The sequence below is a fragment of the Micrococcus sp. SL257 genome (assembly GCF_026625585.1).
GTDB lineage: Bacteria > Actinomycetota > Actinomycetes > Actinomycetales > Micrococcaceae > Micrococcus > Micrococcus luteus.
The window spans coordinates 921329-932491 of sequence record NZ_CP113053.1 but is presented as its reverse complement, the minus strand read 5'-3'; the positions used below and the strand labels follow the sequence as shown (position 1 = coordinate 932491).

Below are 11163 nucleotides of genomic sequence, written 5' to 3'. Positions count from 1 at the left end.
GGACGCGGCGAGGCCGCCACGGTGACGCGGTGGCGCCGGCCGTGACGGCCTGGTCGAGGGTCCTCGCGGAGGCGGGGGTCAGCCCTTCGGGCCCTTGCCGTTGCCCTTGCCGTTGCCCTTGCCGTTGTTGCCCTTGCCGTTGCCCTTGTTGCCCTTCTCCTTGCCGGCGCCCTTGCCGATGCCGTTGTTCCCGGTGGCGTTGAACACCTGGACGACGCACGGACGCGGGGCCGCGACCTTGTCGCCCACCTGGACCGGGCCGGTCGGGCTCAGGAAGTCCGGGAAGGAGGAGGTGTGCGCGCCCCAGGTGCCGTCCTCGCCCGGGTGCTGGACGTTGACGAACACGGAGTTGTCGCGGTCGTGGATCACGGGGCCGCAGGTCTCGGCGTCGCGGGGGACGGCGAGGAACTGCTGGACGCGGCCGCGCTCGGCGCCGTCGAGGGTGACCTTGTGCAGCGCGTCGGCGTAGCCGATGGTGCCGGGCTGGCCGTCGGTGGAGATCCAGAGGTTGCCCTCGGAGTCGAACGCCAGGTTGTCCGGGCAGGAGATCGGGGAGACCTTCTCCTTCGGGTAGCCGGCGAAGTAGGCCGAGGAGGAGACCGCCGGGTCGCCGGCGAGCAGCAGGATGACCCAGGTGAAGGCGGTGGAGGTGTGATCCCCGCCCCGCTCGGTGATCTCGATGACGTGGCCGTCGCGGTTGCCGATGACCGGGTTGGCCTCGTCCACGGCGGTGCGCTTGGTGTTGTTGGTCAGGGCCGCGTAGACCTTGCCGGTGACCGGGTTGGTCTCGACGTCCTCCGGGCGGTCCATCTTGGTGGCGCCCATCTTGTCTGCCGCGAGGCGGGTGTAGACGAGGACCTCGGCCAGGGACATGCCCGGGACGAAGGACGTCTTCTCGTCGGCCAGGGCGATCCACTCGCCGGAGCCGTCGAAGGCGCCGTCCGAGGGCAGGGTGCCCCTGCCGTCGATCTGGGCGGCCGGGGAGTCGCCGGAGAACTTGGCCACGTAGAGGGTGCCCTTGTCCATCAGGCGCATGTTGTGCTTCTTGTCGCCCTCGCGGACCTTCTCGGCGGAGACGAACTTGTACAGGTAGTCGTGGCGCTCGTCGTCGCCGGAGTAGACCACGGCGTGGCCGGACGGGGAGATCACGGCGGTGCCGGCCTCGTGCTTGAAGCGGCCCAGGAGGGTGTGCTTCACGGGCGTGGAGGTCGGGTCCTCGGGGTCGATCTCGACGACCCAGCCGAAGCGGTTGGCCTCGTTCTCGTAGCCGGGCTTGGTCAGGTCGAAGCGGTCGTGGACCTTCTCCCAGCCGCGGCTGGTGGCGGCGGCGGAGATGCCGTAGCGCTTCTCCTCGGCGGTGCCGCGACCCTTGAAGTACTGGTTGAAGTTCTCCTCGCCGGAGAGCACGGTGCCCCACGGGGTGGTGCCGCCGGCGCAGTTGTTCAGGGTGCCCAGCACGCGGGTGCCGGTCGGGTCCTCGACGGTCTTGAGCAGCGCGTGGCCGGCGGCCGGGCCGCGGACCTCGAACTCGGTGGTGCCGGTGATGCGGCGGTTGCGGCGGCCGCCGCGGACGTACTCCCACTGGGCGCCGCGCTTGGCGCGCTTGAGGTCCACGATGGACAGGCCGTGGGCCTGGAGACCGACGTTGACGACGTCCTCGAAGTTCGAGGCGATGTACTCCGGGGAGAACATGATGTTCTCGTTGGTGTACTCGTGGTTGGAGACGAGGTAGCCGGAGCGGTCGTTGCCGCCGTCGGTGATGATGTTCAGGTAGTCGTTGTTGTAGCCGAACTGGGCGGCCTGCGACGCACCGGTCTGGTGCTCGATGTCGAACTCCGGGGAGTCGGCGAACAGCGGGTCGCCCCAGCGGATCACGGTGCCCCAGTCGTAGCCCTCCGGCACGGTCATGGTGTCCACGGTGCGGGTCACCGGGGCGATGGGCTCGAAGGGGAGCTTGCCGCCGCCGGTCGGGCGCCGGCCGTTGTCCGCGAGCGCCTCGGGGGCCTGGGCCACCTGGGAGCCGATGACGACGGCGGCGGCGAGGCCGGTGCCGCCGACCAGGGCGGAGCGGCGCGAGATGGCGGTCTCCGCGATCTGCTGGAAGGTCGGGTTCGCCGAGGTGTTGGGCACCGGGTGGGCGCACGCGTTGCCGCACTTGAGCTCGCACGTGACGGCGGAGCGGTTGCCACGGGTGTGGCCGGCCATGGGGAGGAGGCGCTTCAGCATGACGGGGTCCTTCGCGTCGTGGGGATGGTTCGGGGTCCGGTGCCGGGCCGGAGGCGACCCCGGGGGGTGAGGCCGGCCGGGGCCGCCATCACCTTGGCCCCTCGCTCCGAGCGGCGAGCCACGCCCAGGTGGCCGCGAGTTGAACTCTTCCCGGCCGCCGGATTTCGTCCCGTCGACGTGCTGTAATCCGGCTCACATTCCCCGCGTCGACGGGGACCGGGCGGGCCCGTCAGCCCTGCGCGGCCAGCACCGCGTGGGCCGCGCGCAGGCGGTCGGCCCACCACGCCTGCCGCGTCCCGTCCGCCCGGACGCGGTCGAGCAGCTCCGGGTCGGGGGCGGGGGCCCGCTCCCCCGGTGCCGGGAGGGCCCCCGCGCGCGGGCGCCAGGCCGGGGCGACGACGTCGTGCTCGAAGAGGGCCGCGGTGCCGAGCCCGCACGCGTGCGGCAGGGACGGCAGGCAGGCGGCCAGCGCGGCGCCGCCGGCGATGCCCACGGAGGTGTCCAGCGCGGAGGAGACCACCGCGGGCAGCCCCGCGGCCGCCACGATCGCCGCGGCGCGGCGCACGCCCCCGAGCGGCTGGACCTTCACCACGATCAGGTCCGCGGCCCCGGCGGCCGCGACGGCGAGCGGGTCCTCGGCCTTGCGGACCGCCTCGTCCGCGGCGATCGGGGTGGGGACGCCCCGGGCGCGCAGCTCCGCGCGGACCTCCGCGAGGTCGGTGATGCCGGGCACGGGCTGCTCCGCGTACTCGAGGCCGACGTCAGCCAGCGCGGTGAGCACGTCGACGGCCTCGGTGGGCGTCCAGCCGGCGTTGGCGTCGACGCGGACCTGCGCGTGGGGCAGCAGCGCGCGCACCCGCCGCACGCGGGCCAGGTCGGCCTCGCGGCCGCCGGGGACGAGACCGCCCTCGGGTCCGTGCTCGGCCACCTTGACCTTGACCGCGGTGATGCCGTCGCCGTAGCGGGCCAGGACGGCCTCGACGTCGTCCGCGGCCACCGCGGGCACGGTGGCGTTGACGGGGACCGTCTCGCGGACCGGGGCGGGCCAGCCCTGCCAGCCGGTCTCGATCGCGGCGGCCAGCCACGCGGCGCACTCGTGCGGACCGTACTCCGGGAACGGGGAGAACTCGGCCCAGCCCGCCGGGCCGCGCAGCAGCAGGGCGTGGCGCAGGTCCGTGCCGCGGAACCTCACGCGCATCGGCAGGGCGACCGCGACGGCGTCGGCCAGCAGCTCCTCGACGCTCGGCAGGGCGGGACCGCCCGGCGCGCCGGGCAGCGGGGGCAGGGCGGGGGCGGTGCTCATGCGGTCAGTCTAGGAAGGGCGCTCGGCTCCCGTTCCGACGGGGCGCCGGCGGGGTGGGACTGTCTGTGTCGGCGCCGACGCTCAGACGGCGCGGAGGTAGCCGAGGGCTCGGGCCAGGTCCACGGCGCGGTCGTGGGCGCCGAGCACCCCCTCCAGGCCGGCGACGACGGCGGCCGTCACCTCCTCGGTGAGATGCCAGTCGGCTGTGAACGGGTCGTCGAAGCGCGCCCACGCCGTGCCCACGGCCGCGAGCGCGCGGGTCATCTCGGTGAGGTCCCGGAAGACCGGTCGCGGCTCGTCCAGGCGGTCCTCCCAGCCCTCGTCTCCCGGGGCCATGAGCACCTGGCCGGTGGAGGCCGCGTGGATGAACGGGTCGGCGCCCTGCTTGGCCACCACGGTCCAGTCGTCGTTCCAGTCCACCAGCAGCGCACCGGTTCGGTGGTTCCACCGGTAGCCGGCCTGCTCGTCCCACAGGCGGTCCAGCGGGAAGAACATCACGGGCAGGCCGAGGGTGTCGATCTCCAGCCACTCCGGTCCCACGTAGCGGTAGAAGTCGGCCAGGTCCGGGGCGAGGGGCTCCTCGGCGGCCCACTCGATGGGCTCCTGCCGGCTCAGCCGGCCGAACGGGGCCAGGGCGTCCCGGGCGGCCAGCAGGTCCTCGGCCGAGAGACGGGGCCGGGCGCCCGGCTCGGCACCCGGGCCGGGGGCCGAGCCGGTGGAGTCGCGGAGGGCCGGGCGATGTCCGTGGGCGGGGGGCACGCGGGTCATGGCCCCAGGCTAGGCATGCGGCTCAGAGGCGCGGAGGACGGGGCGGCGACGGGGGCGTGACCGTCCGATGAAGCCTGCATGACGGCTGCGCGTCCGACACAATGGAACCCATGCCCCCCACCGCCCGCGCCCCGCGCCGCCTCCCCTCGTGGACGTGGTGGCTGGCGCTGGCCGCGTGCGTGGCCGGCGTCGTGCTGGTCTACGCCGCCCTGGTGTGGTCCTCCGCCGGCCAGGTGCTCGAGTACCAGGTGTTCCGTGCCGTCGAGGAGCGCTACGCGGACACCGTGCCGGACGTGGCCTCCCAGGTGGTGCGGATCCTGCCGCTCGCGTTGGCGGTCGGCATGGCGCTGGCCTCGCTCGGCGCGCTCGCCGTGGCCCGGTGGCGGCGGCGGGGGCTGCTCGCCCTCCTCGTGCTGGTCGGGTCCAACCTCACCACGCAGCTGCTCAAGGCGGCGCTTCCGCGGCCCGAGCACGCCGACGGGGTCCCGTGGTCCGGCGGCAACTCACTGCCCTCGGGCCACATGACGCTCGCGACGGGCGCCGCGGTGGCCGCGCTGCTGCTCGTGCCCGCCCGGTGGCGACCTCTCACCACCGTCCTCGGCGCCGTGGTGAGCTCCTGCACCGGCGCCGTCGCCTACACGGAGGCCTGGCACCGGCCGTCGGACATGGCCGCCGCGGCGCTCGTGTCCGCCGCCTGGGGCCTGCTCGCCGTGCCGTTCGCCCGGTACGACGGCGCACCGCGGCCCGCACCGCGCGGCGCCCGCGGCGTGGAGGCCACGCTCTGGTCCCTGGGCGTCGCGGGCCTGGCGGCCGGGCTGACGCTGCTGGCCCTCACCCTCGACACCCCCGCGACCAGCGGCGCAGGCCCCCACCCGGCGGCCGAGCCGGCCGGGATCCTGCTCAGCGCCTCCCCCGCGGTCCTGCTGTGGGGCGCGCTCGGCACGGCCTTTCGCCGCGGCCGCGCGGACTGACCCCTCCCCGCACGCTCACCGCACCCCCACCACGCGACGAGCCCTGCGATGTGGCGGCCATCCGCGAGGTATGGCCGCCACATCGCAGGGCTCGTCCGGGGTCGGGGCGGGCGGGGATCGTCCGGATCAGATCCGGGCGAGGGCCGCCGTCGGGTCGTGGAGGCAGTCCGCCACGAACGTGAGGAACGCGCTCGCGGTGGCGCCGTCGGTGACGCGGTGGTCGAAGGTCACGGTCATCTCGGTGACCTTGCGGACCACGATCTCCCCGTCCACGACCCACGGGCGGTCGATGATCCGGCCGATGCCGAGCATCCCGACCTCGGGCACGTTGATGATCGGCGTGGCGCCGTCCGTGCCCAGCGGGCCGTAGTTGTTCAGCGTGAACGTGCCGCGGGTGAGCTCGGCCGGGGCGGCCCGGCCCGCGCGGGCGCGGCTGACGGTGTCGTTGATGGCGGCGGTGAGCTCGTCCGCGGACAGCTTCTCCGCGTGCTCGACGGAGGGCACCATGAGGCCGCGGTCGGTCTGCACGGCCAGGCCGAGGTGGACGCCGTCGACCTCCACGATCTCGTCCTGGCCGTCCGCCCCCGCCTCGATGCGCGCGTTCATCACCGGGTACCGGCGCAGGCCGGCCAGGGTGAAGCGGGCGATCAGGCCGAGCAGCGAGGGCGCGTTCTCCGGGTCCTTCGCCTTGAGCGCGGCCCGCAGCTCGAGCAGGGCGGTGACGTCGACGTCCAGCCACGCCGTGACCTCCGGGACCTCGCGGCGCGAGCGGGAGAGCTGGTCCGCGATCACCTTGCGCACCCCCGAGATCGGGGTGCGGGCGACGACGGCCAGGCCGGTCCGCCCGTCCACGGCGCCCGGCTGCGCGGCGGCCTCGGCCGCCGGGACGGCTGCGACCAACGGGGCCTGGGCCGGGGCGGCCTGCGGGGCGGAGCCCTCGGCCGCGGCGAGCACGTCGGCGCGGGTGATCAGGCCGTCCGGGCCCGTGCCGGTCAGCGCGGCCACGTCCACGCCCTTCTCGCGGGCGAGCTTGCGGACGATCGGGGAGGTCACGCGCGGGGCGCCGGCCCCGGCCGTGGGGGCCGGTGTCGGGCGGGCGGCGCCGCGGCCGCGCTTGGACGGACGGCTGCGGGAGGTGGCCCTGTGGCCGGAGGTGCCGTAGCCGATGAGCACGGCGCCGGAGGCCTCGTCGTCGGAGCCGGCGACGTCGCCGTCGCCGCCGCGGGCCTTGTCCGGCTTCGGCTGGACGCCGGCCATCTCCTCCTCGCGGTAGCTCAGCGCGCCGGGGCGGGCGGCCTCGGCAGCGGCCGCACCGGTGGCCGGCGGGACGGCCAGGGCCTCGGTGCCGGCGGCGGGCGCGGAGCCCTCACCGGACTCGCCGGCCGCGCCGATGGTGATCAGCGGGCTGCCGACGTCCATGGTCTCGCCCTCGGCGCCGTGCAGGGTCAGCACGGTGCCGGCGTACGGGCTCGGCACCTCGACGAGGGCCTTGGCGGTCTCGACCTCGACCATGGGCTGGTCGACGGCCACGGTGTCGCCCTCGGCGACGAGCCAGCGGACGATGTCGGCCTCGGTCAGGCCTTCGCCCAGGTCGGGCAGCAGGAAGGTGTTGCTCATGCGCGGGCCTCCTCGGCGTCCAGGTCCCAGTTCAGGTCGTCGATCGCGTCCAGGATGCGGTCGATGTTCGGCAGGTGGTGCTCCTCGAGCTTCGGCGCGGGGAACGGGATGTCGAAGCCGGTCACGCGGCCCACGGGCGCCGCCAGCGAGTGGAAGCAGCGCTGCTGGATCCGGGCCACCAGCTCGGAGGCCACGGACGCGAAGCCCTGCGGCTCGGCGACGACGACGGCGCGGCCGGTCTTGGCGACCGAGGCGGCCATCGTGTCCTCGTCCAGCGGGTTCACGGTGCGCAGGTCCACGACCTCCACCGAGAGCCCCTCCTCCGCGGCCGCGTGGGCGGCGGCGAGGCAGGTGGGCACGGAGGGGCCGTAGGAGACGAGGGTGACGTCCGTGCCCTCGCGGACGACGGCGGCGCGCGCCCAGGCCTCGCCGTGCTCCTTCTTGTCCTCGACGCGGGCCCAGCCCTCCTCGAACTCGGCGCGCAGCTGGTCGAGGTCGAGCTCGGCCTTGGTCCAGTACATCTTCTTGGGCTCCATGAAGACCACCGGGTCGTCCAGGCGGATGGCCGAGCGCAGCATCATGTACGCGTCCTTCACCGAGGCCGGGGTGTACACCTTCAGGCCCGGGGTGTGCGCGTAGTAGGACTCGGACGAGTCGCAGTGGTGCTCCACGCCGCCGATGCCGCCGCCGTAGGGGATGCGGAGGGTGATCGGCATGGGCGTGGCGCCCTTGGTGCGGTTGCGCATCTTGGCCACGTGCGAGGCGATCTGCTCGAAGGCCGGGTACGCGAACGCGTCGAACTGCATCTCGATCACGGGGCGGGCGCCGCCGAGGGCCATGCCCACGGCCATGCCCGCGATGCCGGACTCGGCCAGCGGGGTGTCGAAGCAGCGCTCCTCGCCGAAGCGCGCGGTCAGCCCGTCCGTGATGCGGAAGACGCCGCCGAGGGTGCCGACGTCCTCGCCGAACACCACCACCATGTCGTCGGCGGCCATCTCGTCGGCCAGCGCCGCGTTGAGCGCGGCGGCGAAGGTCAGGGTCGCCATGCTCAGGCCTCCTGGTTCTCGGAACGGGACAGCTCCTCGGCCAGCTGCGCGCGCTGGGCGGCGAGCTGCGGGGTCTGCACGGAGTAGACGTGGTCGAACAGCTCGAGCGGATCGAGCTCCGTCTCGGCGTTCATGGCGTCGCGCAGCTGCTGCGCGACGTCCTCCGCGTCGCGGGTGATCTGGGCCGAGACCTCCTCGGTGAGGGCGCCGGTGGACTCGAGGTAGGCGGTCATGCGGCGCAGCGGGTCGCGCGCCTCCCACTCCTTCACCTCGGCGTCGTCGCGGTAGCGCGAGGGGTCGTCCGTGTTGGTGTGCGCCTGCATGCGGTAGGTGTCCGCCTCCACGAGGAAGGGGCCCTGTCCCTGCCGGCACAGCTCCACGGCGCGGCCCAGCACGGCCAGCAGGGCGCCGAGGTCGTTGCCGTCCACGCGCTCGCCGGCCAGGCCGTAGCCCACGGCCTTGTGGGCCAGGGACGGGGCGGCCGACTGCTTGGCGAACGGCACGGAGATGGCGAACTTGTTGTTCTGCACGAAGAAGATCACCGGCAGCTTGAACACGGCCGCGAAGTTCAGCGCCTCGTGGAAGTCGCCCTCGGAGGTGCCGCCGTCGCCGACCATGGCCAGGCACACGACCTCCTCGCCGCGCAGGCGGGCGGCCTTGGCCATCCCGACGGCGTGCAGCATCTGGGTGGTCAGGGGCGTGGACTGGATGGAGACGTGGTGCTTCTGGGGGTCGTAACCCTGATGCCAGGTGCCCTGGTAGGCCACCATCACCTCGAGCGGCGGGACGCCGCGGGCGATCACGGCCACGGTGTCGCGGTAGGTCGGGAACAGCCAGTCGTGCTCGCCCAGGCAGACGGCGGCGGCGACCTCGGAGGCCTCCTGGCCATGCGAGGACGGATAGACGGCCATGCGACCCTGGCGCACCAGGGCGTAGGCCTGGTCGTTGACGCGGCGGCCGATGACGAGGTGGCGGTAGGCGGCCAGCAGCTCCTCGTCGGAGGGCAGGGGATACTCGTGGCCGGGCTCGGTGCCCTGCTCCTCCGGGGCCAGCAGAGTGCCGTCCTCGCCGATCAGCTGGATGCGGCGGGCGGCGGGGAGCAGGTACTCCTCGAGGGAGATGCCGAAGGCGGCGCCGGCGTTCGGGCGGGTCTCGGCCTCGTCGGTCCGGACGGCCCCGGGCACGGCGGGGGTGGGGTCACTCATGGCGGGTCCTCTCGATCTGTGGCCTTCAGTGTGCCCAAGAGGATCAATGTGTCGCGCGCTCGCCCGTGATCACGAGACAATCGGGTGCAAACCAGGCACTCCATCGGACGAACTGCTATGGTGACTCGTGCCACGTAGACGGTCCGCCGCCGCGTGGCCGACCCCGTCCGCCCCGCCCCAGGAGGAGCCATGGCCGCCGAGCCGCTGGACCGCGTGGACCGCGCGATCGTCCGCGAACTGACGCAGGACGGGCGGATGTCCGTCGCGGCCCTGGCCGAGCGCGTGCACATCTCCCGCGCGCACTGCTACTCGCGTCTGAACCGCCTGCAGGACGCGGGCGTGATCACAGGCTTCACCGTGCGGGTCGACCCCGTCAAGGTCGGCTTCGGGGCCTCCGCCCACGTGACCATGAAGCTGCGTCAGCACGACTGGCGAGAGCTGCGCGCCACGCTCCTGGCCATCCCCGAGGTCTCCCACGTCTCCCTCGTGGGCGGGAACATGGACGTGATCCTGCTGGTCCGCGCGCGGGACACCGCCGACCTGCGCCGCGTGATCTTCGACGAACTGCAGACCCTGCCGAGCGTCGTCGACACGCAGACGTACATGGTCTTCGACGACCAGGCCTCCGGGCAGACCATCCCCCCGGACGAGACCGCCGACTGAGCCGACGGCCCGACGCCCCGGTCAGCGCGAGCGCACGACGACGGGCGGCGGGTCCGCCACGGCCCCCGGCCCGCGCGGCAGCACCGCGGCGAACACGACCGCTCCGAGACCGCAGACGACCGCGAGGGAGCCGACGCCGACGGCCAGCCCGGCCGCGGCGGTCGCCCCGGAGAGCAGCAGCGGCCCGGCGAGCATCCCCGCGTCGGACATCGAGCGCCACAGACCGAGGAACGGGGCGCGCGCGTTCGGCGGCGAGTGGTCCGCCCCGAGGGTCATCACGATCCCCGCGCCGAAGCCGTTGCCGATGCCCAGCAGCACCGCCGCCGCCGCGAACGCCGTCGGCTCCCGGGTGAGGCTGATCGCCAGGAACCCCGCCCCCAGCAGGGTCAGGCACGGCACCGCCACGGCGCGCCGGCCGAAGCGGTCCATGAGCCGGCCCGAGGGGTAGAAGAGCAGCAGGTCCGCCGCGCCGGCCAGGCCGAAGACGAGCGACGCCGTCGCCGCGTCCAGGCCCAGGTGCGTGGCCCACAGCGGGATGACGGCGTTGCGCGCCGCGCGGGCGGCGGAGACGGCCACGACACCGAAGCCGGCCGTGAGCAACGCCCCGCGCCGGGCGCGCGCCACGTCCCGCAGCCGGGGTCGACCGGCCGGTCCGGGCTCCTCCCCCGCCGCCGGATCGGACGCCGGCACCGGCAGATCCCGGATCCGCAGGCACAGCAGGGCGCCGACGGCCATGGCCGCGGCGGCCGCGGCGAACGCGCCGTCCAGCCCGAGCGGGGCCTGCGCGGCGGCACCCAGGAACGGGCCCAGGAACGTCCCGATCCGCACGGTCCCGCCGAGCGTGGACATCGCGCGGGCCCGGTGCGTGGCCGGCACCGCCACCGCCAGGTACGCCTGGCGGGCCAGGTTGAACCCGGCCCCGGCCATGCCCACGGCGAGCACCGCGGCCAGGAACAGCGCCAACCGCCCCGGTTCGGCCACCCCCGCCGCCGAGGGCCCGGAGGACACCCCGGCCGTCGTCGCCCAGGCCAGACCCGCGCCGACCGTGCCGAGCCCGGCGGAGACGACCATGGTGACCCGCTCCCCCGCCCGGGCCGCGAGCGCCGAGGCCGGCCCGTTGGCCACGAGCGAGCCGAGCCCCACCAGCAGCACGACGGCGGCCGCCCGCGCCGCGTCCAGGCCGAGGGCCAGCGCCGCCACCGCGAGCGCGGGCGTCATGGCGCCCAGGCCGACGGCGTAGACGGTGGAGGGGGCGTAGATCTGCACGGCGTCGCGCAGCGCCTCCCGGGTGCGGGCGGCGGAGGCGGAGCGGGGACGCATGCCCGCGAGCGTAGCGGGACGGCACGCGCGCCATCGTCGTGGGA

Annotated in this window: 9 protein-coding genes; 2 read left to right on the top strand and 7 right to left on the bottom strand. The window is 74.6% G+C overall.

Going from position 1 to position 11163, the window contains the following annotated elements; all coding sequences use genetic code 11:
* Positions 1 to 78 precede the first annotated feature (78 nt).
* The 3 genes from OVA32_RS04360 to OVA32_RS04350 all read right to left on the bottom strand — a co-directional run bounded on the left by OVA32_RS04360 (position 79) and on the right by OVA32_RS04350 (position 4297).
* A complete protein-coding gene (locus tag OVA32_RS04360) occupies positions 79 to 2226 on the bottom strand; it encodes a PhoX family protein (RefSeq protein ID WP_267715522.1) in 2148 nt (715 codons plus the stop codon).
* A gap of 229 nt (positions 2227 to 2455) precedes the next feature.
* Entirely contained in the window at positions 2456 to 3529 is a 1074-nt protein-coding gene (locus tag OVA32_RS04355) for an o-succinylbenzoate synthase (RefSeq protein WP_267715521.1), read from the bottom strand.
* 81 nt (positions 3530 to 3610) lie between these two features.
* Complete coding sequence (locus tag OVA32_RS04350) at positions 3611 to 4297, bottom strand: hypothetical protein (protein ID WP_135019807.1); 687 nt, start codon at positions 4295 to 4297, stop codon at positions 3611 to 3613.
* A 110-nt stretch (positions 4298 to 4407) separates the two neighbouring features.
* Here OVA32_RS04350 and OVA32_RS04345 point away from each other — a divergent pair, with 110 nt between their 5' ends.
* Positions 4408 to 5268: a phosphatase PAP2 family protein gene (locus OVA32_RS04345; RefSeq protein WP_225348635.1), complete on the top strand. Its 861-nt coding sequence runs from the start codon at positions 4408 to 4410 to the stop codon at positions 5266 to 5268.
* A gap of 126 nt (positions 5269 to 5394) precedes the next feature.
* On the opposite strand, the gene OVA32_RS04340 is transcribed toward OVA32_RS04345, so the two are convergent.
* From OVA32_RS04340 to OVA32_RS04330, 3 genes are read right to left on the bottom strand one after another with little or no spacing between them, the layout of a single operon-like run.
* A complete protein-coding gene (locus OVA32_RS04340) occupies positions 5395 to 6885 on the bottom strand; it encodes a dihydrolipoamide acetyltransferase family protein (RefSeq protein ID WP_095353659.1) in 1491 nt (496 codons plus the stop codon).
* A complete protein-coding gene (locus OVA32_RS04335) occupies positions 6882 to 7931 on the bottom strand; it encodes an alpha-ketoacid dehydrogenase subunit beta (protein WP_095353660.1) in 1050 nt (349 codons plus the stop codon). The genes OVA32_RS04340 and OVA32_RS04335 overlap by 4 nt, the downstream gene beginning before the upstream one ends.
* A 2-nt stretch (positions 7932 to 7933) precedes the next feature.
* Positions 7934 to 9136 (bottom strand): thiamine pyrophosphate-dependent enzyme, encoded by a 1203-nt coding sequence (locus OVA32_RS04330; protein WP_095353661.1) that lies wholly within the window; start codon positions 9134 to 9136, stop codon positions 7934 to 7936.
* A 189-nt stretch (positions 9137 to 9325) separates the two neighbouring features.
* On the opposite strand from OVA32_RS04330, the gene OVA32_RS04325 reads away from it, so the two are divergent.
* Positions 9326 to 9799 (top strand): Lrp/AsnC family transcriptional regulator, encoded by a 474-nt coding sequence (locus OVA32_RS04325; protein WP_036316705.1) that lies wholly within the window; start codon positions 9326 to 9328, stop codon positions 9797 to 9799.
* A gap of 21 nt (positions 9800 to 9820) precedes the next feature.
* Here OVA32_RS04325 and OVA32_RS04320 read toward each other — a convergent pair whose 3' ends face one another.
* Positions 9821 to 11119, bottom strand: coding sequence for an MFS transporter (locus tag OVA32_RS04320; protein ID WP_095353662.1), 1299 nt, complete (start codon positions 11117 to 11119; stop codon positions 9821 to 9823).
* Positions 11120 to 11163: the final 44 nt, after the last annotated feature.